Source organism: Gemmatimonadota bacterium (assembly GCA_016713785.1).
GTDB lineage: Bacteria > Gemmatimonadota > Gemmatimonadetes > Gemmatimonadales > GWC2-71-9 > JADJOM01.
Genome location: JADJOM010000002.1, coordinates 242110 through 267459 on the forward strand (window position 1 = coordinate 242110; position 25350 = coordinate 267459).

Below are 25350 nucleotides of genomic sequence, written 5' to 3' on the forward strand. Positions count from 1 at the left end.
AGTCACTCATGCCGGACGAGACCCTGCCCTGTGCCTGCGCCGCCGGCGATGACCGGCACGCCGTGGCGGTGGACCCCGAGATCAAGGCCACCGTGTTGACCCGGTTGCGCCGCATCGAGGGCCAGGTGCGCGGGCTGCAGAAGATGGTGGAGGAGGAACGCTATTGCACCGACATCATCACCCAGGTCACCTCGGTGCAGGAGGCGCTGCGCGGCGTGAGCCGGTCGCTGCTCCGGAACCACCTGAAGCACTGCGCCTCCGCGGCCATCCGGGCGGACGACCCGGCCGCCGCGGAGGCGGTGTACGACGAGCTCGCCGACCTGCTCTTCCGCGGCGCGCGCTAGCCGCCCGCGCCTTGCGCTCCCGGCCGGCAGGCCGGGAGATTGCGCGCAACGGCAACGGTCGGCCGGCCGGCCGCGCGAGTGGAACGCGGGGGAACCACTGAGAGGGCACGCATGACGCTCGCCGGGTTCGTGCTCCTGCCGCTGCTCGGCACGCTGCAGACCCAGGTCGGCGCGATCACCGGCACGGTCCGTGAGGCTGGGTCCCGCAGCCCCCTGCGCGAGGCGGTCGTCTCGCTGCCTACTGCCCGCCTCGTCACCCGTACCGATTCTGCCGGTCGCTATCTCCTGGCACCGGTCGCCCCCGGAACCTCCCTGGTCCTCGTGCGGCGGATCGGCTATGCCCCCGGGCGCTTTGTCGCCCTCGTGGCGGGCGGCGACACGGTCGAGATCTCGATCGAGCTCATACCGCAGCCGGTCATGCTTCCGCCGATCGAGACGCACGCCATGCTACCCGGCCTCATCTCCAGGGCGGAGGATTCGGTCCCCCCGACCGGCCGGGCCCTCTCCAGCGCTGAGATCCGCGCCCATCCGCTGTTGTCGGAACCCGATGCGCTCATGGCGCTCGGTGGCGGGGAGGTGGTGCTGCGCACCGAATCACCCACCGGCCTCAACGTGCGGGGCGGCACCTCGGACCAGGTGACCCACGCCGTGGATGGTATCCCCATCCTCAACCCGTTCCACCAGGGCGGCGTCTTCAGCGCCCTCAATCCCGATGGGCTGGATCGCCTCGAGCTCCGCGGGGTGGTCGTGCCGGCCGAGGGCGCCGAGGCGCTTTCCGGGGCCGTGCTGGCCTCCACCAGACGACCTGGGACGGCGCACCGGGTGCAGACCGGATTCAGCACCACGCAACTCCGGGGCACGGTGGACGGACCGCTCCCCGGGGGGAGCGGATACCTCCTCAGCCTCCGGTCGGCGTTTCCCGGGCTGCTGACTCATCCCCGGGATCCCACCTATCTCCGCGGGGATAGTCACGACTGGCTGGCCACCCTCCGGGCGCCGGCGCTTGGTGGTGCGCTGCAACTGCTCGGCTTCGGGGCCGGCAATGACGTGGACGCCTCCGCCCTGGCCTCTGCGCAGTTGTCCGTCGGCGAGGAGCCACCGCGCAACCGGTTCGACTGGAGCAGTCACTCCTTCGGGCTCGGGTGGAGCAGGGCGATCGGCGCGACCGCCCTGCAAGCGCGGACCTGGCAGGCTGCCGGGGTCGCGCACGCGGATTGGCGCGCCGCCGATTCGCTCCCGGAACGCTTGCACTCCTCTCTGCGGCAGACCGGCGCCAGCCTGTCGATCGACTACCCCGGGGCCGGCCATCGAACCACTGGCGGGCTCCGGGTGGAACGGACCACCGCGGCATATCGCGTGGCACCCGCCGGTGGCGGCTCGAACCTGATCACCATCGGAGCCCGCCAAACGCTCTGGCAGCCGTTCATCCGCCACCTCCGGCACTTCGGCCAGGGGCTCTCGGCGGAACTGACCGCCACCGCGACGCTCACCGCCCACGCCAGCCGATTCAGCCCCGCAGTGGCGGTGCGCCAGGCCCTCGGCCCCGCGGCCAGCGTGAGCCTGAGCCTCAGCCGCCGGCACCAGTTCCTGCAGTCGCTTCGGAACCCGGAGTCGGTGGTGGGGCACATCTTTCCGGCGGAACTCCCGGTGCTGGGCGGCCACTCGGGCGTGCCGATCGGCCGTGGTGACGAAGCCGGCGTGGAGCTCGAGCTTCGGCCGGCGGCCGCGCTCCGGTTCGAGCTTCGCGGCTATGCCCGACACTCCGAAGGACTCACGCTGGTCGCCCCCCGTCAGGCCGATCCCTTCGCCACCTCAGGCATCACGGCCGGCACCAGCCACGCCACCGGCAGCTCGCTGGCCGTACGCTGGAGCGGGCCGCGGCACGACCTGGTGGCCCGCTATGCCCATCAGCGGGTCCGCGTCAGCTACGGCGACACGACGTACATCCCCTCCTGGGGCGGGCAGCAGCTGCTGGACGCCGGCTTCCTGCTCCGCCCGGCCCAGGGCACGGCGCTTCGGCTCTCGGTCAGCGCCGAGACCGGCGCACGGACGACCACCATCGAGGATCCGTTTGAGTGGGAGGCGTGCAACCTCCTCGATCGCGGCTGCGAGTTCGCCGGCACCCCCTCCCACCGGCTCGAGCCGCTGGGGAGCGTCGGTCTGCCGAGCTACATCCGTGCCGATGTCGGTGTGCGGCAGAGCGTGGGCCTGCATGTGGGCGGACGGCACCACCGCGTCGCGGCCTACGGCACGCTCACCAACGTGTTCTCCCGGCGGAATCTCATGACCTACGTCCGTGACCCGGGCACCGGCGGCCGGACCCCCGTCAGGACGCGGCCCAGGGCCCTCTTGGTCCTGGGGGTCGAGTGGTCCCTCGAGTGACCCACGGGGCACCTGTCACGAACCCGCCCCTCGATGGTTCCTTCACCAATGCCGATGCGCTTCGAGGATGAGTTCGCGGTGCTGTACCACGAGCACTTCCCGCGGCTTGCGCGATACCTCGGCAGGCTCGGGGGTGACGCCGACCTGGCCGCGGACCTCGCCCAGGAGGCGTTCGTCCGGCTTTATCGCAGGGGCCAGGCCCCCGATACGCCCGGGGCCTGGCTGGTCACGGTCGCCACGAACCTGCTTCGGAACGCGCGGTCGACGAGGTCCCGCCGCGCCCGGCTCCTGACGCCCGCGCGGGGGGCGGACACCCAGTCCGATCCGCCACCCTCCCCCGCCGCGGCCACCGAGGCGGAGGGGGAGCGGCGGCGGGTCCGGGCGACGCTGGATCAGCTGCCTGAACGGGATCAACAGCTGCTGTTGCTGCGCGCCGAGGGGTACAGCTACCACGAACTGGCCCGGATCCTTGGCCTGAACGAGGCCAGCGTGGGAACCCTGCTGGCCCGGGCCAGGACGGCGTTTCGCGAGCGGTGGGAGGGGACCAGGAATGCACCCTGACACAGAGGACTTCCAGCGGCTGCTCCACGGCGAATTGGCAGCCGCAGACGCCGGGGCGGTGCGAGCCCACCTTGGCGGCTGCGCAGACTGTCGCCACCGCTGGGAGGCGGTCCAGGCCGACGAGGCACAGGTGTCGAGTCTCCTGGCGCGCCTGGACGGAGCACCCCCCGTCCCCGATCTCGACGCGGTGCTGCGGCGAGCCCGGCAACCCGCGTGGCCAGCGCGTCGACTGGCCGCCACCGTCCTGCTGTCGGCGGGCCTCGCCACGGCCGCGTTCGCCATGCCCGGCTCGCCCGTACCGCACTGGCTGGACCGGATCGTCCAGTGGGTCGCCAGACCCGCACCCGCGCCCTCCCTCGTGCCTGCCCAGCTCCCCGCCCCCGGGTCGAGCGGGATCGCTGTCGAGCCTGGGGACCGGTTCACGATCGACTTCGCCTCACCGCAGGATTCCGGTACAGTCACGGTTCGCCTGGGCGATGGCCCCATGCTGGTGGCAACGGCCCTGGGCCCGGGCGCGGCCTTCGAGACTGCCCCGGGTCGGCTCTTCATCCGGAACCAGGGAGCGCGGATCGACTACGAGATCATGGTCCCGCGGACCGCCGCCCAGGTGGAGCTCTCCGTGGCTGGCCGACGGCTGCTCCTCAAGCGCGGCCCCGGCATCCAGCTCCCGGTCGAGTCGGACACCAGCGGGAGCTACCGGATCCCGCTGGCGCCGGAGCGGGGCCCGTGAGTCACAAGCCAGCCGCTCAGGGGTTCCTTGGGAGTGTCCTTCGCTCACTCTCACGGAGATCCCCCGCCATGAACCGCTCCTGCAGCCTCGGCGTACCTGTACTGGCCGCCCTTTCGCTCGCCTGCGGTGCCTGCAGCAACAATGGCCCGGACACCCCTGCGTTCGTGGAGACCGAGGACATCTCGGTGTGCGCGCCCGGCGCAGGGCCCTATGGCCACGCGCTGACCAACCCCTATTTCCCGATGTCCGTCGGCCGCCAGCTCATCCTTGAAGGGATCGAAGGCGGGCAGGCGGTCCTCCTGGAGATCACGGTGCTGCCGGATACTGAACTCGTCGGCGGGGCCTGGACCCGGGTGATCGAGGAACGCGAGACCGTGGACGGTGCACTGCTCGAGGTCTCCCGCAACTTCTTCGTCCAGACTGCGGGTGGGGCGGTGTGCTATTTCGGCGAGGACGTGGATATCTACGAGAGCGGGGCGATCATCAGTCACGACGGGGCGTGGCGGGCCGGCGTGGCCGGCGCGGTCTCCGGGCTGTTCATGCCCGCGGCGCCAGCGGAGGGGATGGGCTTCCGCCAGGAGGTGGCCCCGGGCGTCGCGGAAGATCGTGTGATGATCACCACCGTGGGTGAGGCGGTCACCGTCCCGGCGGGAAGCTACGGCAACACGGTGCGCTTCGAGGAGACGACACCCCTCGAGCCGGGCGTCGTGTCGAAGAAGGTCTACGTCTCCGGCGTCGGGCCGGTGGTGGACAACGTGGTCCGCCTCACCAGCCTGACGCCATAGGCCCGGGCAGTTGCGCTAGCCCTTCGCCTCCTCGGCGCGGCGGTCGCGGAACGCGAGCGCCGCGCGGTACTCGGTCAGCAGCCGCTCCATCATCGCGGCGCGGCGGCCGTAGAGCCGCTTGAGCGGCCGGGGCGCGTGGCGCTCCAGCGCGTAGGCGGTGAGCAGCGGCAGCGCCACCGTGTTGTCGAGGTACACCACCACGGTGCCGGGCAGCTGGTCGGGATCGATCTTGCCCCAGCTCACCGCCTCGTTGGGCGTGGCACCTGAGAGGCCGCCGGTGTCGGGCCGCGCGTCGGTCATCTGCAGGAAGTAGTCGTGCCCGCGCTCGTCGATGCCCAGCACCTCCTGGATCTGCGGCTCGGTCTGCAGCAGGAAGTTCTTGGGACTGCCCCCGCCCACGATGAACGCGGCGCTCTTGCCCCCGGTCCGCTTGGCCTCCAGCACGATCGCCGCGGTCTCGTTCACGTCGGCGCTCACGTCGAAGCGCAGCTGGCTCCCGGCCAGCGCCTGCTCCGCCACGTTCATGCCGATGGAGCTGTCCCCGGGCGAGCTGGTGTAGATCGGCACCTCGAGCTCGTGCGCCATCGAGAGCACCGAGCGCTTCGACAGCCCCAGCGCCTTCTCCCGCTCCCGCAGGTAGCCGCCCAGCAGGTAGTGGTACTCCGCGGTGCTCATCGCGCGCTGGAACTCCGGCCGCGCCGAGACCTCGCGCACGAACGCGTCCGTGGAGAGCAGCACCGTGTAGTCGAAGAAGATGTCGTAGATCCGCACCACGCCCTGCTCCCGCAGCGCCACGTCGTCCGCGGTGTGGCTCCCCTGGTGCAGCGCGAGCCCGAGCGCGAAGTGCGCGTCGTGGTACAGGTTGGCCCCGGTGGAGATGATCCAGTCCACGAAGCCGGCTTCCATCAGGGGGATCAGCGTGCTCATCCCCAGCCCGGCCGGCGTCATCGCGCCCGTCAGGCTCATGGCCACGGTGCTCTCCGGGGCCAGCATCCGTTCGGTGAAGAGCCGGCAGCCCTCGCGCAGCCGCCCGGCGTTGTAGGCCAGGAAGGCGTTGTCGAGCAGCTCGGCCACGCTCTCCTTGCCGGTGATCGCCTGCGGGTTGATCCGCCGGCCGCGGAGGTAGTTCGCGCTGGGTCGGGTCATCAGTCGTAGCTCTCGCCGTCGTTGCTGGCGCCGTTGCTGCGCGCCTCCTGGATGATCCGGAGCACCTCCGCCGGGTCATCGGTGACGTGGAACAGCTTCAGGTCCTCCGGATTGATCTTCCGCTCCTGCACCAGCGTGCTCGAGATCCAGTCCACCAGCCCCTGCCAGTAGGCCTTCCCCACCAGCACCACCGGGAAGCTGCTCACCTTGCCGGTCTGGATGAGGGTGAGCGCCTCGAACAGCTCGTCCAGCGTCCCGAACCCCCCCGGGAACACCACGAACGCCATCGAATACTTGGCGAACATCGTCTTCCGCACGAAGAAGAACCGGAAGTACATGCTCCGGCGCACGAACGGATTGGTTCCCTGCTCATGCGGCAGCTCGATGTTGCAGCCGATCGAGAGCCCCTCGCCCTCCACCGCGCCCTTGTTGGCCGCCTCCATGATGCCCGGGCCGCCGCCGGTGATGATCGGGAAGCCGGCCTCGGCCAGCAGGCGGGCGGTCTCCACCGCCAGCGTGTACTGCGGGTCGGCCGCGGCCGTGCGCGCCGAGCCGAAGATGGCCACCGCGTCCTGGATGTCGCCCAGCTTCTCGAAGCCCTCCACGAACTCGCCCATGATCCGCAGCACCCGCCACGGGTCGGTCTTGCGGAGGGCGTCGGGGCGTTCCGGGAGCCCGACGTTCTCGAGCAGCTGTTCGTCCGCCGTCGGGCCGCGCTGGCGCGAGCTGTGACGCAGTTCCCTGTTGTTAGCCACGGGCCAGTGACTCCAGGCAGGCCCGATGGTCCTCGGGCACGTTGTAGAAGTAGGGCGAGACCCGGACATGCCCCGGGCGGGCGTCGACGATGAAGCCCTGCTCCGCCAGCCGCCGGACGTCGGCCTGCGGGTCCTGCCGCGGCAGCATCACGATGCCGCTGCGCTCGGCCGCGCTGGCGGCCACCCGCGGTCGCAGCCCATGCTCCATGGCGGCGGCGATGAGGTCCTCGGTCAGCGCCCGGGTGGCCGCGCCCACGGCCGGCAGGCCCAGCTCCTCCAGGATCGCGAGGCCCTCGAGCTGGGCGTAGACGCTCGCCACTGCGGGGGTGCCCATGTCCAGCCGGTGCGCATCGGCCGCGCGCTCCAGCCGGCGCGGGTCGAACCGGAAGGGCGTAGCGTGACTGAACCAGCCCGTCACCGCCGGTTCCAGCCCCGCGGCCAGCTCCGGCCGGACCGCCAGAAACGCGATGCCCGAGCCACCGAGCAGCCACTTGAGCCCGCCCGCGCAGTAGAAGTCCGCGCCCAGCGCGGCCAGGTCCGCCGGCACCTGCCCCACCGCCTGGTAGCCATCGACCAGCAGCAGCGCCCCGTTGGCCCGGCACAGCGCGCCGATGGCCGACACGTCCTGGATGGCTCCGCTGGTAAAGAACACGTGGCTCGTGGCCACGAGCGCCGTGCGGTGGTCGATGGCCGCCGCGAACAGCTCCAGCGGCACCGTGATGCCGTCCGGGCTCTCCAGCACCACCACCTCCACCCCGCGCCGCGCCTTGGCCAGCCACTGGTAGGCCACCGTCGGGAAGTCGAGGCTCGTGGTGACGACCCGGGGGCGGTCCGTGTACTCCAGGCTTTCCCCGACCACCGAAAGCGCCGACGAGATCGAAGGGTGGAGCGAAACGCACCCCGCCTCCGCGCCCACCAGGCGACCGTACCCCTCACGCAGCCGCTCGCACGCTGGCAGCCAGGTGTCGTACCAGGCGGCGGCCCCCCGGCGCTCCCATTCGTCCAGGTACCCTGTGAGTGCATCCCGGGTGCGCCGCGAGAGCGCCCCCAGGGAGCAGCTGTTCAGGTAGACGGAGTGCCGGAAGATGGGGAAGTCATCCCGGGAGCGCCCGAAGATGGGGGCGGGGCGCGCATCGGTCATGGAGGGGAGAATATACTCTGGTTATCTTGGTCCGCATGGCGGACCCCTCAACCATGACCGGGCTGACCCTCGCGCTCGCCGCACGGGCGTGCCGCGACCCGCGGGTCGCGGTGGACCTGCTGACCCTCGCCTGGGCCTTCCGCCGCCGCCGCTGGTGGCACATCGCCCCATTCCTCCCCTTGCCCGACCGCGACTAACTCGAATGGCGGTTGCATACCGCCTATGGTGAGGAGCGGGCCCTCCGCCGGTCGCGGACGTGCTGCGCTTTGCGCGCTGGCGCCGGAGGATCCTGAGTGCCTGAGCCGCATGTCGTGATCGTCGGTGGTGGCTTCGCCGGGCTCTACACCGCCCGGGGCCTCGCCGATGCGCCGGTCCGGATCACCGTCGTCGACCGCGAGAACCACCACCTCTTCCAGCCCATGCTGTATCAGGTGGCTACCGCCGCACTCGCCTCCTCGAACATCGCCTCGCCGATCCGGTCCATCCTGAGCCGGCAACCCAACGCCGAAGTCCTGATGGGCGAGGTCGCCTCGGTCCAGCCCGACGCCAGGACCATCACCCTGGTCGACGGTAGTACACTAAACTACGACTACCTGATCCTGGCCACCGGTGCCCGCCACAGCTACTTCGGGCACGACGAATGGGAGATACTGGCCCCAGGGCTCAAGAGCCTGGAGGATGCCGAGGAAATCCGGCGCCGGATCCTGCTGTCATTCGAGCGTGCCGAGCGGGAATCCGACCCGGTCAAGCGCCACGCCCACCTCACCTTCGTGGTGATCGGCGGGGGACCCACCGGCGTCGAGGTAGCCGGCGCCCTGGCCGAGATCCGCAGGCACGCGCTCCGGCGCGACTTCCGCCACATCGATCCCCGCGAAGCCACCGTGATGCTCATCGAGGGGGGCCCGCGGATCCTCTCGAGCTATCCCGCCGAGCTCGCCGAGCGCGCGAAGTACGAGCTGCGCCGACTCGGCGTCGAGGTGCGCGAGCAGACGATGGTCACCGAGATCCGCCAGGGACTCATCCAGGCCAGTGGCTGGACCATCCCCACCCAGACGGTGGTCTGGGCGGCGGGCAATGTCGCCAGCCCGATCATGCACTCCCTCGGCACGCCGCTCGACCGGGCAGGGCGCGCCATCGTGGAGCCCGACTGCAGCGTGCCCGGACACCCCGAGCTCTTCGTGCTGGGCGATGCCGCGGCCGTCTCCGACGGCAAGGGGGGCACCCTCCCCGGCATCTGCCCCGTGGCCATCCAGATGGGGCAGTACACCGCCCGCACCATCGCCGGCGACCTCGCCGGCCGCCCCCGCCGGCCGTTCAGCTACTGGGACAAGGGCCAGCTCGCGGTCATCGGCCGCGGGCACGCCGTCGCCGACATCTGGAAGCTGCACTTCGGTGGCTTCCTCGCGTGGCTCATCTGGGCCTTCGTCCACATCTTCTTCCTGATCGGCTTCCGGAACCGGGTGCTCGTGATGCTGCAGTGGGGCTGGAGCTACTTCACCTACGAGCGCGGCGCGCGGCTCATCACCTGGCCGTGGAGCGGTCGCCCCGGCGAACCGGCCGGCCGCCGGTCAGGCCCCTTCGGCGGCATCACCGGCCGAACCGGCGAGCATCGCATGCCCGAACCTCCCAAGGTTCCGGCCGCCTGACGCCGTCGGGCGCCGGTGCCGCGCCGGCCCCGATCCCCATGACCGCCCCGGCTCCCCGACTCCAGAGCGCCGACCTCAAGGCCCTCGCCGCCGAGCTCGGGTTCATCGCCTGCGGCATCACCACCCCTCGATCCGCTGCCCCACGCCGACATCCTTGACCGCTGGCTCCGCGACGGGCTCGGCGGGAGCATGCGCTACCTCAACCGGCAGGCCCGGAAGCGGAAGGACCCCCGACTCGCGGACCTCGTCGCCAAGCGTGCCGTAGTTGTTCTTGATAACTACTACTATCCTGAACAGCCAACTGCCGAGCCACCTGCCGCCGCCGACCGGCCCAAGGTGGCCCGCTACGCCCGGGGCCGTGACTACCACCAGACCACCCTCACCCGGCTCGACCGGATCGCGGAGCGGCTGCGTGCGCACGGGGCGGCAACCGCCCGGACCTACACCGACACCGGGCCGATCGCCGAGCGGGAACTGGCCCAACGGGCCGGCCTGGGCTGGATCGGCAAGAACACGATGCTGCTCCGCCCGGGCGTCGGGTCCTGGTTCTTCATCGGGTGCGTGCTGACCGACCTCGAGCTCGAGGTCGACCCGCCCTTTGCCACCGACCATTGCGGATCCTGCACCCGCTGCCTCGAAGCCTGCCCCACCCAGGCCTTCGTCGAACCCCGCCTGCTCGACGCGCGGCGCTGCATCTCCTACCTGACCATCGAGCAGAAGGGCCCCATCCCCGGCGCGCTCGCGGAGCAGCTCTCGGGCTGGGCCTTCGGCTGCGATATCTGCAACGAAGTCTGTCCCTGGAACGAGCGGTTCGCCGAGCCATCACTCATCGAGGCCTTCGCGCCACGACCGGACTTGGCCGGGGCGGGGGAGCGGTTCTTCGAGGACATGGACCAGGGGGAGTTCGACCGCCGCTTCGGCGATACCCCGCTGGCTCGACCGGGGCTCGAGCGGATGCGCCGCAACTGGCGGGCGGCGTGGCAGGCCCTGCCCCGGGACTGACGCCGGGCCCGCTCCCCTCCCCGCCCGGCCGCATTACTTTCCCGCCCATGCCGACGCTCCACTCGATCGCCATCTTCGTCACCGACATCGAGCGCGCCAAGCGGTTCTATCGGGACGATCTCGAGCTGACCCTGCTCCGGGAAGGCTCCTTCGGGGCCGAGTTCCTCGAGGGCCCCGCCCATCTCGGCGTCCACCCCGCGGTGCACCCCGATGCCCGCGCGCTGGTGGGGCGCCACACCGGGCTGACGCTGCGCGTGTCGGGGCTGCTGCCGTACTGCGAGCGGCTCCACGAGCGTGGTGTCCGGTTCATCGCCGAACCTACCCGGCAGTCGTTCGGCGTGATGGCCATGATCGCCGACCCCGACGGCAACATCTTCGCGCTCTGGGACGATCAGCTACCCGACAGCCATTGATGTCGCGCCTCTACGTCACCGTCGTCTCGCTCTGGGTCTGGTTCGTGCTCGGCGCCACCCTGCTCCTCTGGCTGCCGCTGCTCGCGCTGGTCCGCCTGGTCACCATGCCCTTCGACAAGGGGCGCTACTGGACCGGGTACCTCTTCCGCCAGGTCGGGCCGATCACCGCCACGCTCAATCCGCTCTGGCGCTTCCGGGTCACCGGCGTGATGCCGGCCAATCCGCGCCAGCCCTTCGTGGCCGTCTCCAATCACGAATCGTTCGTCGACATCCTGCTCATCAGCCACCTGCCCTGGGAGATGAAGTGGCTGTCGAAGGTGGAGATCCTCCGCATCCCGGTGCTCGGCTGGAACATGCGCCTGGCCGGCGACGTTCCGGTGGAGCGCGGCACCGCCAAGTCCGCCGTGAAGGCCATGCGCCGCTGCCGGGAGATCATGGAGCAGGACCACATCTCGGTGATCATCTTTCCCGAAGGCACCCGATCCACCACGTCGGAGCTCCTGCCCTTCAAGGACGGCGCCTTCCGCCTGGCCATCGACGCCCAGGTGCCCATTCTCCCCCTGGTGGTCCGCGGCACCGGCACCGCCCTCCCCAAGCACGGCTGGCGGTTCGGGAAGTCCGAGGCGGAGGTCCGGGTCCTCGAGCCCATCCCGACGGCCGGCCTGACCACCGCCGATGTCCCGGCGCTGCGCGACCGGCTGCGGGAGCTCATCGTCCGGACTCGCGACGAGATGATCCAGGCCGCGGTGGCGAAGCACGGTCAACCCGGAGGGCGTGGGGAGCCTGCGTAGTGGAGTAGCAACAAATACTACCTATGCCATGGCATCGTTTCTGGTCGTTCGGGCGGGCGCACGGGCGGGTGTGGCCAGCCGGCAGCCAGGACGTCTCCGATGGGACGACCACCTATATTGTCGGAGGGGTGGTCCCGGTGGATTGCCCTCGTCGCCGGCGGGCGACGGGAGATCGAGGATCGTCGACCGAAGGAGCGTAACATGTCCAAGCGGGAAGAGCAGAAGCTGGCGGCCTTGCTCAAGAAGCACGCGGGAAAGCCCCAGCCCACCAAGAAGAACCTCTCCGCCCAGTACGACAGCACGCTTCGGATCCGTCCGGAAGATCAGGATGAGACCACGAAGGACCTGTTCAAGGAGATGAAGCGGCGGGAGTTCTAGCCGCGGCCGAGGTCGGCCGGTGCCCTGGTTCTTCCCCAGGCGCCGGCCAGCACCAGCAGCGTGAGCAGGTACGGCAGCATCAGGAAGAGCTGGTAGGGCACCGCCAGCAGGAAGGTCTGGAAGAGGAACTGCAGCGCCATCGCCGCGCCGAAGAAGAGCGCGGCTCCCGCCACCCGTCCCGGGTGCCATCCCCCCAGCACCACGATGGCGATCGCGATGAACCCGCGTCCCGCCGTCATCTTCTCCGCGAAGGTCCCGACCTGGGCCAGCACCAGGCTCGCGCCCGCCAGTCCGGCGGTGGCACCGCCGAACAGCACCGCCAGCACCCGGATCCGGGTGACACGCACCCCGGCAGCCCGCGCGTGCTCCGCCACCTCGCCCGCCGCCCGGAGCTCGAGCCCCCACCGGGTGCGGTAGAGCAGCCAGGCGGTGAGCGCGGTCAGCGCGTAGGCGGCGTAGGTCAGGACGCTCTGCGCAAAGAACGCCTCGCCGACGCCGGGCAGATCCGACAGCACCGGCACCACGCTCGGCGCGAAGGTCGGCAGCGAGAGGCCGACCCCAGCCGGCCCATAGGCACCACGATAGATCGCGCCCGTCAGGCCCACGGCGGCAAGCGTCACGGCGGTGCCGGTGATGATCTGGTCGCCGCGCAGCCACACCGCGACGGCCGCGAAGATGGCCGCCACCAGCAGGCCGCCGGCCATGGCGGCCGCGACCCCGGCCCACGGTCCCCCCGCCGTCGCGCCGAGCGCGGCGCCGAGCGCGCCCGCCAGCATGGCGCCCTCGATGCTCAGGTTGATGACGCCGGCACGTTCGGTCAGCGTCTCGCCCAGCGCCGCGAGCAGCAGCGGCGTGGCCACGCGGACCGCCGCGGCCAGGAACGACTCAAACAGCTCCACGGGTGTCCCCCCGGCGCGCGGCCACATCGCTCAGGACCACGATGAGGATCACCACCGCTTCGACCACGTACACCGCCACCGCCGGTACCCCCGCGTCCCGCTGCATGGCGCCGGCGCCGGCCTCGAGCGCGGCAAAGAGCAGCCCCGTCAGCACGATGCCGAGCGGATGCAGCCGCGCCAGCAGCGCCACCGCGATGCCGGTGAAGCCGTACCCGGGCGACAGGTTCTGGAACAGCGCGAAAGTGGTCCCCGACACCTCGCTCCCCCCCGCCAGCCCGGCACACGCGCCCGACGCGATCAGGGCCAGGGCGAGCACCCGGAGCGGCCGCACCCCGCCCATGGTCTCCGCGGCATCAGGGTTGAGGCCCACGGCGCGGAGCCGGAGCCCCGCCAGGGTCCATCGCCCCAGCACCCAGAGCCCGAGTGCCAGCAGCAGCGCGAGCGCCAGGCCGAGATGCAGGCGCGTGCCGGGGAGCTGGGGCAGGCGCGCGGCCAGGGGCAGGGGATCGCTCTGGGGATAGACATGCCGTGCCTCCTGCAGCGGCCCCACCACCATCCAGCTCACCAGCGCCTCGGCCACGAAATTGAGCAGCAGCGTGCTGATCACCTCGAGCACCCCGAAGCGGACCCGGAGCAGCGCCGGCACCGCGGCCCAGGCCATCCCGGCCAGGGTGGCAGTGATCAGCACCACGGGCACCGCCACCGCACGGGGCCACCCCCCGAGCGCCAGGCCAACCCACGTGGCCACGATCGCGCCGGCGTAGAACTGGCCCTCCGCGCCGATGTTGAACGCGCCCGCGCGGAACGCCAGCCCGATCCCGAGGCCAATGATGATCAGCGGGATGGCGCGCGGCAGCAGGGAGGAGAGGATGGCATCCGGCGACCCGAAGGCCCCGCGCCACAGCGCGGCGAGCGCGGGGCCCGCGGAGTAGCCCGCCCCCTCGAGGCCAACGGCCAGCAGCAACAGGCCGGCGGCGAGGGCCACCAGGGCGGGGCGCACGGCGGAGCCGAGGCGCTGGAGGGCGGTCACGCGGGGCCGCGCGCCCGGTGTGCGCCCTCCTGGGAGAGCATCAGGCCACCGATGTCATCCCGGGTTGCCGCGGGCGGCACCTCGTGGACCACGCCATCAACCACCACGATCACCCGGTCGGATACCTCGAGCAGCTCGTCGAGATCGGGAATGTGCAGCACCACCGCGGCTCCACTGCGCGCGGCGCTCCGCAGCCGGTCGTACACCTCCGCGGTGGCGCGGAGGTCCAGCCCCCGGGCGGGGTTCTCCGCCACCAGCAGGCGGGGCCCGCGCTCCATGGCCCCGGCGATGATCATGCGCTGCTGGTTGCCGCCGCTCAGGGTACCTGCCGTCGCGTCCGCACTCTCGGCACGCACTCCGTAGGCCTCGATCAGCGCCGTGGTCCGCGCCCGGGCCGCGGGCCAGTCGATCCAGCCTCGCCGTACCCACGGCCCGGCGGCGCCCTGGCCGAGCACCAGGTTTTCCGTCAGGCTGAATCCGGACACCTGGGCTTCCCGGGTGCGGTCCTCCGGGATGCAGGCGATCGGCCCGCTGAGTTCGACCGTTCCACCGGCGATGGCCGCCAGCCCGGCCAGGGCGCGGAGCAGTTCGCGTTGACCGTTTCCCTCTACCGCGGCCACCCCGAGCACCTCGCCACCCCGCACTTCGAGGGTGGCGTGCCTGAGGCCGCTCCCCGTACCACCAAGGCGCGGCACCGACACGCCACTCAATCGTGCGAGCACCGGCCCCACCGTGGGGGGAGCCAGCCGTGGCGCGCGTGCTGGCGCCGCGCCGAGCATCGCCACGGCCAGCGCCGCCGCCGAGGCCCCGGCGACGGGGCCGCTGTGCGCCACCGTTCCGCGGCGCAGCACCGTGACCCGGTCTCCGACCCGGAGTGCCTCATCGAGTTTGTGGGTGATGAGCACCGACGACACCCCGCGCCCGCGCAGCCCGGCGATCAGTTCCAGGAAGCCGTCCGTCTCGGAGGGCGGCAGCACGGAGGTTGGTTCGTCGAGCAGCAGGATGCGGGCATCCGAGGCGAGCGCCTTGAGCAGCTCGAGCCGTTGCTTGAGCCCGGCCGACAGCTGTTCCGCCAGGACCTCGGGAGCCAGGAGGATGCCCGTACGCTCCATCAGCTCCTCGAGCCGCGCGCGGTTGCCACGGAGGTCGGCCGGCCAGCCGGCCGCGAGCGCCACGTTCTCCAGCACGGAGAAGGTAGGGATCGCGGTGAAGTGCTGGTGCACCATCCCGATGCCCAGCCGCCTGGCCTCCAGCGGCGAGCTGACGCGCCGCACCACGCCCTCCACCGCGATGCGCCCCGCGTCCGGCGTCACCAGGCCGAAGGCGATACGCATGAGGGTCGACTTGCCCGCCCCGTTCTCGCCGAGGAGGGCGTGGATCTCGCCGCGGTCCAGGCGCAGGCTGGCGCCGGCGAGCGCCGGGGTGGTGTCGTATCGCTTGTGGATGGCGTCGAGCAGCAGGAGGGGCCCGGCCGGCGGCGCTGCCGCCGGGACGGGGCCGGGAGCCGGGGTCATGCGCGCTGGCGGGGCGTCACATCCCCGTGGGGTGGTCGTGGAACTCCCACGGCAGGCCGAAGCGCTGGGCCAGGTGTTCCGCCAGCAGCCGCACGCCGATGGTCTCGGTGGCGTAATGGCCGGCGTACAGCACGTTGATCCCGTACTCCATCGCGTCGAAGTAGGTATGCGCCGCGCCTTCGCCGGTGATGTAGGTGTCGCATCCGGCGTCGCGCGCCTGCCCGATCGCGCTGCCGGCCCCGCCGGTGATCACTCCGATGGTGCCGATGGCCTCCGGCCCCCCGGGCAGCACCCGGACCTGGGTAGCGGGAATGCCGAGGTAGTCGGCCAACCGGCGCACCAGCACGTCCCGGCGCGCCAGTCCCGCCGGCGGCTTCCCCGCCACGCCGAGCAGCGTGCCCTTGTACTGGCCGAAGGCGCGGGTCTCCGTCAGGCCCAGCATCCTGGCCAGGCCGGCGTTGTTTCCCACCTCCGGGTGCAGGTCGAGCGGAATATGCGCCGCGTACAGCGCGGCGTTGCGCTGGAGCAGTGCGCGGACCCGTCGATAGCGTCGGCCGGTGAGCGGCTGCGCACCATCCCAGAAGAGCCCGTGGTGCACCAGCAGCAGGGTGGCCCCGTCGCTGCTCCCCAGGCGTTCGATCGTGGCCAGCGAGGCGTCCACCGCCGCGACGATCCGGGTGACGCGGCCCTCGTTCTCCACTTGCAGGCCGTTGTGCGCGTTGGCGTCGTCCGGGACCTCGCGGATGTGGAGGTATCCGTCCAGGTAGGTGACGAGCTCGGCCAGCGGGGCGCCGGGAGCCGTCACGGCGCCGCGCCGCCATCGGCCGCGCTGATCGAGTCGCGCGCGGCGGCCACGGCGGCGCGCAGAGCCTCCGGCAGGGTGGACGCGAGCGCGGGGTTGGGCTCGTACCGGATGACGCCGCTCTTGAGCCCGAAGCTCTCCACCTTCGGTGCGAAGGTGCCTGACTGCACCTCACGGGCCACCGTCAGCAGGGCCCGGGGCAGGTCGATCACGGCCGACCCCAGGACCCGTTCCGGCGCGAGCGAGGATTGGTCGGAGTTAGCGCCGAAGATGTAGGCGCCCTTCGACTCCTTAACCGCCTGGAACGCGCCGAGCGCCGCCTGGTCCGCGTTGTGGTGGAACATGTCGGCGCCGGCCTGGATCAGGGCGAGCGCGGCTTCGCGGCCCGCCGCCACGTCGTCGAAGGTGTTGAGGTAGGTGGAGCGGGCCACGATCCCCGGGTTCACCCGCGTGGCCCCGGCCACCCACGCCGCTTCTGCCTCCTTGATGGGCGGAAGCTCGATGCCCCCGATGAACCCGAGCGTGTTGCTGCGGGTCATGCCACCGGCCACCATCCCCGCGAGGTAGCTCGCTTCGGCGAGGCGGAAGATCAGGGGAGAGACGTTGCCGGCCACCCGTTCCCCTGATGTCACGACGAACACGGTCCGGGGGTACTGGGCACTCACCCGTTCGGCGGCGCCCTGAAACTCGAAGCCGTGCCCGAAGACCAGGGTATAGCCCTGGGCGGCGTAGTTCCGGAGCGCCTCTTCCTGCTCCCCGGGGGTCCGGGCCTCGACGTGACTGATCGGCACGGCCAGCGAGTCGTGGATCTGCTGGAGGCCGGCGTAGGCCCCGGAGTTCCAGGCCGCGTCGGCGATGGAACCTGGGGTCACCAGGCCGACGCGGAATTCGGTTGATTGGGGGTTCTTGCTACAACTACTGAGACCGATGCAGAAAATGGCCGCGAGGCCGAGAAAGCGCATCATGAAGTCACTCTCGTGACAGAATGGAGTCACCTACCCGACTGTAACGGTCGATGACGCGGCGCTTTCCACAACTTTCAGCGACTTATCAACGATTGTGGGAACCCGCAGGTCGTTGATTCACTCAACTTTGGACAGTTCGCCGCGCAGCTCCTGTCCGCTGAGATGACCCCGATCACCGCCGGTAGGTTCCATGGTGATCTGGCCGTTCACCTTTCCGCCGTCCGCAATCTGGAGCCGCTGGGTCCGGATGTCACCCTCGATCAGGGCCCCGGCCTGGATCTCCACCCGCTCGGCACCGAAGATGGTCCCGTGGACCTCACCCCCCGCCACGACCTCGGCGGCGAAGACGTCCCCGCGGATCATGGCCCCGGGCGCAATGAGGAGCTGCGGCCCGGCCCGGACCGTCCCCTCCACCGTCCCCTCGATTTTCACGACCCCTTCGCTCGAGACATCACCCGCCACCGCCGTCCCCACGGCGATGATGGTCAGCCCCGCCGGCTCCCGCCGCCCGGTGCCATCGGCGCGCCCCGATCCGGAGACGCGAGAAGAGAAGATCGCCATCAGCCTGGCTCCTTGATGATCGTGCGAGGATCGATCGGCTGGCCATCCAGCCGGACCTCGAAATGGAGATGCGGGCCACTGGAGCGGCCCGTGTTGCCCGTGAGCCCGACGACCTCCCCCGCCGGCACCACCTGCTGCGCCGCGACCGTGATGCGGCTGAGGTGCCCGTACAGGGTCTGGTACCCCGCGGGGTGTTCCACCAGGACGAACCGCCCGTACTCCGGATCCTCCCCGGCCTGGAGGACCATCCCCCCGCCGGAAGCTCGTACCGGGCTGCCGATGGGAACAGCAATGTCCAGGCCGGGATGGGACTCCTGTCGAGTATCGCCACCAGCCCCGGTTCCCGCTTGGCCGCGGGTCACATACCCCGCGTCCTCGAGCGGCCAGTGGCTGGGCGCGGTGGCGCCGGCCTCGTACTGGGCCATCACCCCGGGGGCGCGGGCGCGGACCGGCGGTGCAACCAGCAGTTGGCTGGCAAATCGCACGGGATCGGGAACCACGTCGGCACCGAGCAGTTCGCGGATCCGGTCATACCGGCGCTCGGCGCTGTCGAGCGCGGCGACCAGGTCGCCGACCTTGGCGTTTTCCCGCTCCAGTCGCTCCACCTCGCGCTGGAGGCCTGGAACCCGGGTGGCGGCGGCCAGCACCGGCAGGTAGGTGATGAGCGCCAGCGCGAGGGCCAGGACCAGCAGGCCTGCGCCCGCCAGGGCGCCGCGCGCCACCCATCGCGGCAGGCGGAGGGTCCGGGACGTGAGTTCGCCATCCGACTGGATGACGATCGTGACGTGCCGGCGCGAGCGACTCATCCGCCGTACGGCTCGCCGAGGATCAGCTCGAGCACCCGGGCCAGGTCATCCTCGGAGTAATAGCTGACGGTGATCATGCCGCGGCCGCGCCGGCGCGCCGTGACCCGCACGTCGGTGCCCAGCCGCTCCCGCAGGGCATCCTCCACCCTGCGGTGCGCCGGGGCGATCTCCCGGACCGGCGCCTTGCGCGCGGCGGCGGGGCGATGGCCGCGCACCTTGGCCTCGAGGTCGCGGACCGACCAGCCCTGGTCCACCGCGGCCTGCGCCAGCTTGCCGATCTGCGCCCGGTCGCTCAGCCCGAGCAGGGCCCGGGCGTGGCCTTCGCTGAGGCGGTCGTCGTCCACCATCGCCGTCACCTCGGGCGGCAGCTTGAGCAGCCGGAGGGCGTTGGCCACCGTGGACCGGTCGCGCCCCACCAGCCGCGCCACTTCGGCCTGGCCCAGGTGGAACTCGTCGATCAGCCGCTGGTAGCTGGTAGCCTCCTCGATCGCGGAGAGGTTGTCGCGCTGCAGGTTCTCGATCAGCGCGAGCGTGAGCAGGGTGCGATCGTCGGCTTCCTTGATGACCGCCGGCACCTTGGCCCAGCCCAGCTTCTGCACCGCCCGCCAGCGCCGCTCGCCCGCGATCAGCTGGTACCCGTCCAGGTGCTTCCGGACCACGATGGGCTGCAGCAGGCCGGCGGTCTCGATCGAGGCCACCAGCTCCGAGAACTGCGGCTCGTCCAGCCGCGCCCGCGGCTGGTAGGGGTTGGGCCGGATGGTCTGGACCGGCAGCTCGAGCAGCGAGCCGCTCGCCTCCGCCGCCTGCCGGGACACCGGGCCGAGCAGCGCCTCCAGCCCGCGCCCCAGTCGCTTGGTCTCGCTCATGACCCAGACTCCTCCTGCGGGACCGCCGCGCCGGACGCCGGCAGGGCCGGGACCGGCGTCGGCGTGCCGTGGACGGCGGACTCGGCCCGCCGGATCAGCTCCTGCGCCACCGCGAGGTAGCTCTTGGCCCCGATGGACTGGATGTCATAGAGCAGGATCGGCTTGCCGAAGCTCGGCGCCTCGGCCAGCCGCACGTTGCGCGGGATGACCGTCGGGAACATCCGCGCGCCGAAGTACTCCTTGGCGTCCGCGGCCACCTGGCGGCAGAGGTTCACCCGGCTGTCGTACATCGTGAGCAGCACGCCATCGATGGCGAGGGTCGCGTTGAAGTTCTGCTGCACCAGCTTGATGGTGTTGAGCAGCTGCGAGATCCCCTCGAGCGCGTAGTACTCGCACTGGATGGGGATGATCACGCCATCGGCGGCGGCCAGGACGTTGAGGGTGATGAGGCCGAGCGAGGGCGGACAGTCGATCAGGATGAACTCGTAGGAGTCGCGCGCCGCCTCCAGCGCGCGGCGCATCACGCTCTCGCGCCCGGCGCGCTCCACCAGCTCGAGCTCCGCGCCCACCAGGTCCTGCGTGGCAGGCAGGATATCGAGGTAGGGCAGGGCGCTGTCGTTGAGCACCACGTCGGAGAGCGGGCGCCCCTCGATGAGCACGTCGTAGAGCGCAAAGCGCAGCTGATCGCGCCGCACCCCCACGCCGCTGGTGGCGTTGCCCTGCGGGTCGGCGTCGACCAGGAGCGTCTTGTGCTCGGCGATGGCCAGCGAGGCGGCCAGGTTGACGGCGGTCGTGGTCTTGCCGACGCCGCCCTTCTGGTTCGCAATGGCGATGATTCTTGCCATTATAACTCTTTATTTTACAAGAGATTACAAATGAATTTCGGAATACGCCTCCGCACGAGAATACGGGCTGGCGGCGCAAGGCGAATATACTGCTTCGCCTTCGGGCGCGAAATGCTGAACTCCGGATTGTGGAGATGTTTCACGTGAAACATGGCGGGGTCGGGGCGGGGCGGGGCGGCGGTCGGAGGCAGCCGCGTTGCACGTGAAACGCGGATCTCACGCGGGCGGGGCGCAGACCTCCCGGTGCCTGCGCCACTTCTGGACCTCGATCACGAGGTTCTGCAGGTCGGAGGGCGAGATTCCTGGGATGCGACCGGCGCCACCCAGGGTACCGGGGCGGACGGCCGCCAGCTTGTGTCGAGCCTCGGTCGAGAGGGAATGAAAGCTCGGATAGTCGAGCGCCACGTCCAGCAGGAAATCCTCAAGGCTCGCCATCCGCGCAGCACCTTCCCGCTCCCGCTCCAGGTACCCCTCGTACTTGATCTCGATCTCCGCCCACTGGGCAAGTTCCGGATCCCCGCTCCATCCGCAGAGGGCGAGCAGCTCGGGAAGGCTCACGCCAGGTCGGCGGGCCACCTCGCGAACCCGGGTCGGCTCCAGCAGCGGTGCCGAACCGCTCTTCGCCACCAGCGGATTGGCGGCCGCCGGGGAGATCACGGTCTCCCGCGCAAACGCAAAGACCTGCTCCTCCTCGCGCAGCCGCTGCTCGACCTGCCGAAGGCGGGTGTCGTCCAGCAGGCGGGTGGCTTCCCCGATGGCGAAGAGCCGGCGCAGGGCGTTGTCCTGCCTGAGGAGCAAGCGGTATTCCGCCCGGGAGGTGAAGAGTCGGTAGGGTTCATCCACCCCGCGGGTCACCAGGTCGTCAATCAGCACGCCGATCATCGCCTGATCCCGCCGCAGCACCACCGGCGTCTCGCCCTGCGCAGCGCGGGCGGCATTCAGGCCGGCCATCAGCCCCTGCCCCGCCGCCTCTTCGTATCCCGTGGTTCCGTTCACCTGCCCCGCGAAGTAGAGGCCCGGCAGTACCCGGGACTCCAGGGACGGGTGCAGCTGTGTGGGCGGGAGATAGTCGTATTCGATGGCGTAGCCCGGGCGGGTGATCCTGGCCAGCTCCAGCCCGGGCACCGCGTGCACCATCTGCTCCTGCACCGGGAACGGGAGCGAGGTGGACAGCCCGTTGACGTAGAGCTCCGCGGTATCGAGCCCCTCCGGCTCCAGGAAGAGCTGGTGCCGCTCCGCGTCGCCGAACTTGACGATCTTGTCCTCGATGGATGGGCAGTAGCGGGGACCACGACCACTGATCTCGCCCCCGTACAACGCCGATTCGCCCAGGTGCGCCTCGATCAGGCTCCTGACCGATGCTCCAGCCCATGCCAGGTAGCAGGGCAACTGCGGCAGCCGCGGGTGGCGCTCCAGACTCGAGAACCAGTACGGCATCGCATCGCCGTCCTGGCGCGGGAAGCCGCCGAGATCGATGCTCCGCCCATCGATCCTTGGCGGAGTGCCCGTCTTGAATCGTTCGACTGTAAGTCCATGTTTTACAATAGCTTGTGAAAGTTCGATGGACGGTGCATCACCCGCCCGACCAGCCGGAATCCTGGTCTCGCGGCCCAGGTGGATCGTGCCGCGGAGAAAGGTCCCCGCCGTGATCACCACGGCGCGCGCCGCGAACTCCTGTCCCTCACGCGTCCGCACGCCGCGCACGCCGGCCCCGCTCACCAGCACCTCCACCACCGTGCCCTGCGCGAACGCGAGCGACGCCTGCTCCTCGAGCAGGGACCGCACCGCGCGGCGATACAGGCCGCGATCGCACTGGGCCCGCGGCGACCAGACCGCCGGGCCCTTCGAGCGATTGAGCATGCGGAACTGGATCATCGCGCGGTCCGTGGCGCGCCCCATGATCCCGCCCAGCGCATCCACCTCCCGCACCACCGTCCCCTTGGCGATCCCGCCGATGGCCGGATTGCACGACATCTGCCCGATCGTCTCGAGGTTCTGGGTGAGGAGCAGCGTGCGGGCGCCGGTGCGCGCCGCGGCGGCGGCGGACTCCGTCCCCGCGTGCCCCCCCCCGATGACGATCACGTCGTATGGCGTCATGGGGGCCAAGCTACTGGACCGGACCGGAGAACGGGAGAATCCCCACACCGGCCGCCCTCCGGGCGTGGCCCGCGCAACGCACACGGGGGGACGGGGCCACTGGCCCCGTCCCCCCGTGCCGGCCGCACCGCCCGTGCACTCAGTCCGTGCGCACCCAGCGCCACAGCTCCTTGATGCTGGGCTTCTTGCCGTACGACAGGATGCCCACCCGGTAGATCCGCCCCGCCAGCCAGACCACCGCCACCATGCCCACCAGGGTCGAGGCCACCGCGATCAGCACCTCGCTCAGCGGGAGCGGGGAGATGGCGTAGCGGACGGGGATGACCATCGGCGCGAAGAACGGGATGAAGCTCAGGATCCGCGCCAGGGAGCTGGACGAGTCGTTGAGCAGGGCGAACAGGGAGACGAAGCCCACCGCCAGGATGATCGTCACCGGCTGCGCCGCCTGCTGGGTCTCCTGCTGGGTGGTGCACATCGACCCGACCGCGGCGTACAGGGCCGAGTAGAGCAGGAACCCGAGCAGGAAGAACACCAGGATCACCAGCACCAGCTCCACCGACACCGTCGGGAGGTCGAAGCTCCGCGCCGTGCCGTCGGCGGCCAGCTGGTCCATGCCGGCGGTGGCGGAACGCCCCGCCACGACGCTGGTCAGGTAGAACCCCGCCCCGCCCCAGATGGCCAGCTGCAGCAGCCCCGCCCCGGCCACGCCGAGCACCTTGCCGAGGAGGAGCTGGAAGGGCGTCATGCTGGAGATCAGCACCTCAACGATCCGGTTGGACTTCTCCTCGAGCACCGCGCCCATCACCTGCACCCCGTACATCACCAGCGACAGGTACATCACGAACGAGGTGATGTAGGCCAGCCAGAACGAGCTCTCCCCGCTCTCCCCGGTCACCTTGCCATCGGAGACTTTCTTGGTGTCCAGGTCGAGCCGGATCCCCGCCGCGGCGATGAGGCCGGGATCGGCGTCCCGGAGCAGGAGCCGCTGCGACCGCAGGGCGGGCTCCAGCGCCCGCTCCAGGGCGTTCATGTCGCTGAAGCTGGCGACGTTGTTGCCATAGTAGACCATCCGCCCGGAGTCGATGGCCTGGGCGGTCAGCACCACGATGCCGTCGGGGCCGCGGTTGGTGCTGTCGCCGAGCCCCACCCGGGACACCAGTGAGTCCCGCAGGGCCTCCATCCGGCCGCCGGCGTCCAGCCGGGTCACGACGTACCGGGCCCGCCGGACCGAGTCCTTCCCGACGCTCGCCGCGCGGAGCGCGGACTCCACGCTGTCGCCGGTGGCGCCGCCCACGGCATCGAGCAGCACCACGTGGCGGGCCCGGGTCTCCCGCTGCATCAGCAGCTGGGGGAGGTACCCGAAGCCGAGGGTCATCAGCGGCACGATCACGGTACCGATGATGAAGGCCTTGGTCCGGACCCGCTCGACGAACTCCCGCCGCATCACGGCAAAGATCTTGTCCATGGTCAGACCCCCTCGCGGGCCACGGGGTGGGCTGCTTCGGGCCCGACCTTGGCAATGAAGATGGACTGCAGCGACGGCTCCACGACCTCGAAGCGGGACAGCCCCACGTCGGCGGCGATCAGCGCCTTGAGCAGGCGCTCCGGATCGGCCCCCGGCACCAGCCCCACCTCGGCGCTTGCGCCGGCGTCATCCACGGTGGCCACCAGGCTGCGGTCGCCCAGGACCTGCTGGGCCACCGGGGCGTTGCGGGTGAAGCTCAGCGCCACGTGGCTCTTCCCGGCCTCCCGCTTGATCTCGGCCAGGGTGCCGTCCACCACCTTCTCCCCCCGCGCGATGATCGCCACCCGTTCGCACATCTTCTCGGCGTGTTCCATGATGTGGGTGGAGAAGAGCACGCTCCGGCCGCTCCGGGCCACCTCCACCACCACGTCGCGCATGACCTGGCTGTTGACCGGGTCGAGCCCGCTGAACGGCTCGTCGAGGATCACCAGCTCCGGCTCATGCTGCAGCGCCCCCGCGAACTGCACCTTCTGCTGCATGCCCTTGGAGAGGTCGGAGACCTTCCGGAGCGCCCAGTCGCCGATGCCCAGCCGCTCCAGCCAGGCCTTGGCGCGCTTGCGGGCATCCCAGCGGGAGAGACCCTTGGCCTCCCCCAGGAAGGCGAGCTGGTCCAGCACCCGCATCTTGGGATAGAGCCCGCGCTCCTCCGGCAGGTACCCGATCCGGGGCGCCAGCTCGCGCCCCGAGCCGCCCCCACCGAACAGCACCACCTGGCCCTCATCCGGGGTGATGATGCTGAGCAGCATGCGGATGGTGGTGGTCTTGCCGGCCCCGTTGGGGCCGAGCAGGCCGAAGATGCCCCCGGCGGGCACCTCGAGCGACAGCGCGTGGACCGCGGTATGTCCAGCGTACCGCTTGGTCACGCGCTGGACGGAGATGACGGCGACGGCCATGGCAGTCCTGGGTTGGGGGATTCCGGCCCGCCTCCTACGCCCCCCCTGTCCGGGGGGTTTCGGGGTGCCGCGGCCGGCGAGGAAAGAATAGCGGCGGGATCGGGATGCGGGAGGCGCGGATTCCGGGCCCGCCGGTGGTGGTGCGCGCCGTCTTGCGACCCGGCGGGGGATTGCCGAATATGGTGGCACCCCCCGACCCTTACCGCCCCGACCACCGATGCCCTACCAGATCAGCGTCAACCGCGACCTGTGCTCGAGCAACGCCAAGTGCGTGTCGCTTGCGCCGGAGGTCTTCGAGCTCGATGACGAGGAGATCTGCGTCATCCTCGACCCCGAGGGGGCCAAGGACAAGCGGATCCTCCTGGCCGCCAAGGCCTGCCCCGAGGACGCCATCACGCTGGTCGACGACGCCGGCGAACAGGTCTGGCCCTAGCCTCGGCGCGCCGGCACCCCCGGATGCGCCACGGGCTGCC

At 70.8% G+C, this 25350-nt stretch carries 27 protein-coding genes; 12 read left to right on the forward strand and 15 right to left on the reverse strand.

All coding sequences use genetic code 11. The features are described 5' to 3' along the window. Positions 1-8: 8 nt before the first annotated feature. From IPJ95_05490 to IPJ95_05510, 5 genes are all read left to right on the forward strand, one after another. Entirely contained in the window at positions 9-344 is a 336-nt protein-coding gene (locus IPJ95_05490) for a metal-sensitive transcriptional regulator (protein MBK7923074.1), read from the forward strand. A 111-nt stretch (positions 345-455) separates the two neighbouring features. Then, the gene (locus IPJ95_05495) at positions 456-2726 is read left to right on the forward strand and encodes a carboxypeptidase regulatory-like domain-containing protein (GenBank protein MBK7923075.1); all 2271 of its coding nucleotides are present in this window, start codon (positions 456-458) and stop codon (positions 2724-2726) included. A 48-nt stretch (positions 2727-2774) separates the two neighbouring features. Then, positions 2775-3287, forward strand: a complete 513-nt coding sequence (locus IPJ95_05500) for a sigma-70 family RNA polymerase sigma factor (GenBank protein ID MBK7923076.1) — start codon at positions 2775-2777, stop codon at positions 3285-3287. Then, positions 3277-4017 (forward strand): zf-HC2 domain-containing protein, encoded by a 741-nt coding sequence (locus tag IPJ95_05505; GenBank protein MBK7923077.1) that lies wholly within the window; start codon positions 3277-3279, stop codon positions 4015-4017. Before IPJ95_05500 ends, IPJ95_05505 begins: the two co-directional genes overlap by 11 nt. Positions 4018-4085: 68 nt before the next feature. Next, on the forward strand, positions 4086-4802 hold the full coding sequence (locus IPJ95_05510) for a hypothetical protein (GenBank protein ID MBK7923078.1): 717 nt from the start codon (positions 4086-4088) through the stop codon (positions 4800-4802). Between the two features lie 15 nt (positions 4803-4817). Here IPJ95_05510 and IPJ95_05515 read toward each other — a convergent pair whose 3' ends face one another. The 3 genes from IPJ95_05515 to IPJ95_05525 are packed head-to-tail and all read right to left on the reverse strand — an operon-like array spanning position 4818 to position 7844. Then, the gene (locus tag IPJ95_05515; GenBank protein ID MBK7923079.1) at positions 4818-5948 is read right to left on the reverse strand and encodes a deoxyhypusine synthase; all 1131 of its coding nucleotides are present in this window, start codon (positions 5946-5948) and stop codon (positions 4818-4820) included. Then, positions 5948-6772 carry a TIGR00730 family Rossman fold protein gene (locus IPJ95_05520; GenBank protein ID MBK7923080.1) on the reverse strand — a complete coding sequence of 275 codons (825 nt, stop codon included), beginning with the start codon at positions 6770-6772 and terminating at the stop codon, positions 5948-5950. The genes IPJ95_05515 and IPJ95_05520 overlap by 1 nt, the downstream gene beginning before the upstream one ends. After that, positions 6696-7844 (reverse strand): aminotransferase class V-fold PLP-dependent enzyme, encoded by a 1149-nt coding sequence (locus IPJ95_05525; GenBank protein MBK7923081.1) that lies wholly within the window; start codon positions 7842-7844, stop codon positions 6696-6698. Before IPJ95_05525 ends, IPJ95_05520 begins: the two co-directional genes overlap by 77 nt. A 53-nt stretch (positions 7845-7897) precedes the next feature. Here IPJ95_05525 and IPJ95_05530 point away from each other — a divergent pair, with 53 nt between their 5' ends. From IPJ95_05530 to IPJ95_05555, 6 genes are all read left to right on the forward strand, one after another. Further along, positions 7898-8041 carry a hypothetical protein gene (locus tag IPJ95_05530; protein ID MBK7923082.1) on the forward strand — a complete coding sequence of 48 codons (144 nt, stop codon included), beginning with the start codon at positions 7898-7900 and terminating at the stop codon, positions 8039-8041. A 117-nt stretch (positions 8042-8158) separates the two neighbouring features. Next, the gene (locus IPJ95_05535) at positions 8159-9490 is read left to right on the forward strand and encodes an NAD(P)/FAD-dependent oxidoreductase (protein ID MBK7923083.1); all 1332 of its coding nucleotides are present in this window, start codon (positions 8159-8161) and stop codon (positions 9488-9490) included. A 135-nt stretch (positions 9491-9625) separates the two neighbouring features. Then, positions 9626-10492 (forward strand): tRNA epoxyqueuosine(34) reductase QueG, encoded by an 867-nt coding sequence (queG, locus tag IPJ95_05540; protein ID MBK7923084.1) that lies wholly within the window; start codon positions 9626-9628, stop codon positions 10490-10492. A 47-nt stretch (positions 10493-10539) separates the two neighbouring features. After that, entirely contained in the window at positions 10540-10905 is a 366-nt protein-coding gene (locus IPJ95_05545; GenBank protein ID MBK7923085.1) for a VOC family protein, read from the forward strand. Continuing rightward, a complete protein-coding gene (locus tag IPJ95_05550) occupies positions 10905-11696 on the forward strand; it encodes a 1-acyl-sn-glycerol-3-phosphate acyltransferase (GenBank protein MBK7923086.1) in 792 nt (263 codons plus the stop codon). The genes IPJ95_05545 and IPJ95_05550 overlap by 1 nt, the downstream gene beginning before the upstream one ends. 201 nt (positions 11697-11897) lie before the next feature. Next, positions 11898-12074 carry a hypothetical protein gene (locus tag IPJ95_05555; GenBank protein ID MBK7923087.1) on the forward strand — a complete coding sequence of 59 codons (177 nt, stop codon included), beginning with the start codon at positions 11898-11900 and terminating at the stop codon, positions 12072-12074. Here IPJ95_05555 and IPJ95_05560 read toward each other — a convergent pair. From IPJ95_05560 to IPJ95_05615, 12 genes are all read right to left on the reverse strand, one after another. Then, positions 12071-12973 (reverse strand): ABC transporter permease, encoded by a 903-nt coding sequence (locus tag IPJ95_05560; GenBank protein ID MBK7923088.1) that lies wholly within the window; start codon positions 12971-12973, stop codon positions 12071-12073. The genes IPJ95_05555 and IPJ95_05560 overlap by 4 nt on opposite strands. Beyond that, positions 12960-14003 (reverse strand): ABC transporter permease, encoded by a 1044-nt coding sequence (locus IPJ95_05565; GenBank protein MBK7923089.1) that lies wholly within the window; start codon positions 14001-14003, stop codon positions 12960-12962. Before IPJ95_05565 ends, IPJ95_05560 begins: the two co-directional genes overlap by 14 nt. Beyond that, a complete protein-coding gene (locus tag IPJ95_05570) occupies positions 14000-15517 on the reverse strand; it encodes an ATP-binding cassette domain-containing protein (protein ID MBK7923090.1) in 1518 nt (505 codons plus the stop codon). Before IPJ95_05570 ends, IPJ95_05565 begins: the two co-directional genes overlap by 4 nt. Before the next feature lie 16 nt (positions 15518-15533). Further along, positions 15534-16301: a Nif3-like dinuclear metal center hexameric protein gene (locus IPJ95_05575; GenBank protein MBK7923091.1), complete on the reverse strand. Its 768-nt coding sequence runs from the start codon at positions 16299-16301 to the stop codon at positions 15534-15536. A gap of 17 nt (positions 16302-16318) precedes the next feature. After that, a complete protein-coding gene (locus tag IPJ95_05580) occupies positions 16319-17284 on the reverse strand; it encodes a BMP family protein (GenBank protein MBK7923092.1) in 966 nt (321 codons plus the stop codon). 117 nt (positions 17285-17401) lie between these two features. Then, positions 17402-17845, reverse strand: coding sequence for a polymer-forming cytoskeletal protein (locus IPJ95_05585; protein ID MBK7923093.1), 444 nt, complete (start codon positions 17843-17845; stop codon positions 17402-17404). Beyond that, the gene (locus IPJ95_05590; protein ID MBK7923094.1) at positions 17845-18651 is read right to left on the reverse strand and encodes a M23 family metallopeptidase; all 807 of its coding nucleotides are present in this window, start codon (positions 18649-18651) and stop codon (positions 17845-17847) included. Before IPJ95_05590 ends, IPJ95_05585 begins: the two co-directional genes overlap by 1 nt. Beyond that, the gene (locus tag IPJ95_05595; GenBank protein MBK7923095.1) at positions 18648-19517 is read right to left on the reverse strand and encodes a ParB/RepB/Spo0J family partition protein; all 870 of its coding nucleotides are present in this window, start codon (positions 19515-19517) and stop codon (positions 18648-18650) included. The genes IPJ95_05590 and IPJ95_05595 overlap by 4 nt, the downstream gene beginning before the upstream one ends. Further along, positions 19514-20362, reverse strand: coding sequence for a ParA family protein (locus IPJ95_05600; GenBank protein MBK7923096.1), 849 nt, complete (start codon positions 20360-20362; stop codon positions 19514-19516). The genes IPJ95_05595 and IPJ95_05600 overlap by 4 nt, the downstream gene beginning before the upstream one ends. Positions 20363-20578: 216 nt before the next feature. After that, positions 20579-22459, reverse strand: coding sequence for a tRNA uridine-5-carboxymethylaminomethyl(34) synthesis enzyme MnmG (mnmG, locus tag IPJ95_05605; protein ID MBK7923097.1), 1881 nt, complete (start codon positions 22457-22459; stop codon positions 20579-20581). A gap of 139 nt (positions 22460-22598) precedes the next feature. Then, positions 22599-23924 carry an ABC transporter permease gene (locus IPJ95_05610; protein ID MBK7923098.1) on the reverse strand — a complete coding sequence of 442 codons (1326 nt, stop codon included), beginning with the start codon at positions 23922-23924 and terminating at the stop codon, positions 22599-22601. A gap of 2 nt (positions 23925-23926) precedes the next feature. Then, a complete protein-coding gene (locus IPJ95_05615; protein MBK7923099.1) occupies positions 23927-24877 on the reverse strand; it encodes an ATP-binding cassette domain-containing protein in 951 nt (316 codons plus the stop codon). Between the two features lie 217 nt (positions 24878-25094). Here IPJ95_05615 and IPJ95_05620 point away from each other — a divergent pair, with 217 nt between their 5' ends. Continuing rightward, entirely contained in the window at positions 25095-25310 is a 216-nt protein-coding gene (locus IPJ95_05620; GenBank protein MBK7923100.1) for a ferredoxin, read from the forward strand. The last annotated feature ends 40 nt before the right edge of the window (positions 25311-25350 follow it).

What these genes read in the sequence shown, in the direction of transcription:
- IPJ95_05515 (MBK7923079.1), bottom strand. Translation starts at nt 5,948, where the DNA reads ATGACCCGACCCAGCGCGAACTACCTCCGCGGCCGGCGGATCAACCCG.
- IPJ95_05610 (MBK7923098.1), bottom strand. Translation starts at nt 23,924, where the DNA reads ATGGACAAGATCTTTGCCGTGATGCGGCGGGAGTTCGTCGAGCGGGTC.
- IPJ95_05555 (MBK7923087.1), top strand. Translation starts at nt 11,898, where the DNA reads ATGTCCAAGCGGGAAGAGCAGAAGCTGGCGGCCTTGCTCAAGAAGCAC.
- IPJ95_05600 (MBK7923096.1), bottom strand. Translation starts at nt 20,362, where the DNA reads ATGGCAAGAATCATCGCCATTGCGAACCAGAAGGGCGGCGTCGGCAAG.
- IPJ95_05505 (MBK7923077.1), top strand. Translation starts at nt 3,277, where the DNA reads ATGCACCCTGACACAGAGGACTTCCAGCGGCTGCTCCACGGCGAATTG.
- IPJ95_05495 (MBK7923075.1), top strand. Translation starts at nt 456, where the DNA reads ATGACGCTCGCCGGGTTCGTGCTCCTGCCGCTGCTCGGCACGCTGCAG.
- IPJ95_05500 (MBK7923076.1), top strand. Translation starts at nt 2,775, where the DNA reads ATGCCGATGCGCTTCGAGGATGAGTTCGCGGTGCTGTACCACGAGCAC.
- IPJ95_05510 (MBK7923078.1), top strand. Translation starts at nt 4,086, where the DNA reads ATGAACCGCTCCTGCAGCCTCGGCGTACCTGTACTGGCCGCCCTTTCG.
- IPJ95_05615 (MBK7923099.1), bottom strand. Translation starts at nt 24,877, where the DNA reads ATGGCCGTCGCCGTCATCTCCGTCCAGCGCGTGACCAAGCGGTACGCT.
- IPJ95_05550 (MBK7923086.1), top strand. Translation starts at nt 10,905, where the DNA reads ATGTCGCGCCTCTACGTCACCGTCGTCTCGCTCTGGGTCTGGTTCGTG.
- IPJ95_05620 (MBK7923100.1), top strand. Translation starts at nt 25,095, where the DNA reads ATGCCCTACCAGATCAGCGTCAACCGCGACCTGTGCTCGAGCAACGCC.
- IPJ95_05570 (MBK7923090.1), bottom strand. Translation starts at nt 15,517, where the DNA reads ATGACCCCGGCTCCCGGCCCCGTCCCGGCGGCAGCGCCGCCGGCCGGG.
- IPJ95_05580 (MBK7923092.1), bottom strand. Translation starts at nt 17,284, where the DNA reads ATGATGCGCTTTCTCGGCCTCGCGGCCATTTTCTGCATCGGTCTCAGT.
- IPJ95_05490 (MBK7923074.1), top strand. Translation starts at nt 9, where the DNA reads ATGCCGGACGAGACCCTGCCCTGTGCCTGCGCCGCCGGCGATGACCGG.
- mnmG (MBK7923097.1), bottom strand. Translation starts at nt 22,459, where the DNA reads ATGACGCCATACGACGTGATCGTCATCGGGGGGGGGCACGCGGGGACG.
- IPJ95_05595 (MBK7923095.1), bottom strand. Translation starts at nt 19,517, where the DNA reads ATGAGCGAGACCAAGCGACTGGGGCGCGGGCTGGAGGCGCTGCTCGGC.
- IPJ95_05545 (MBK7923085.1), top strand. Translation starts at nt 10,540, where the DNA reads ATGCCGACGCTCCACTCGATCGCCATCTTCGTCACCGACATCGAGCGC.
- IPJ95_05530 (MBK7923082.1), top strand. Translation starts at nt 7,898, where the DNA reads ATGACCGGGCTGACCCTCGCGCTCGCCGCACGGGCGTGCCGCGACCCG.
- IPJ95_05585 (MBK7923093.1), bottom strand. Translation starts at nt 17,845, where the DNA reads ATGGCGATCTTCTCTTCTCGCGTCTCCGGATCGGGGCGCGCCGATGGC.
- IPJ95_05525 (MBK7923081.1), bottom strand. Translation starts at nt 7,844, where the DNA reads ATGACCGATGCGCGCCCCGCCCCCATCTTCGGGCGCTCCCGGGATGAC.
- IPJ95_05590 (MBK7923094.1), bottom strand. Translation starts at nt 18,651, where the DNA reads ATGAGTCGCTCGCGCCGGCACGTCACGATCGTCATCCAGTCGGATGGC.
- IPJ95_05520 (MBK7923080.1), bottom strand. Translation starts at nt 6,772, where the DNA reads ATGTCCGGGTCTCGCCCTACTTCTACAACGTGCCCGAGGACCATCGGG.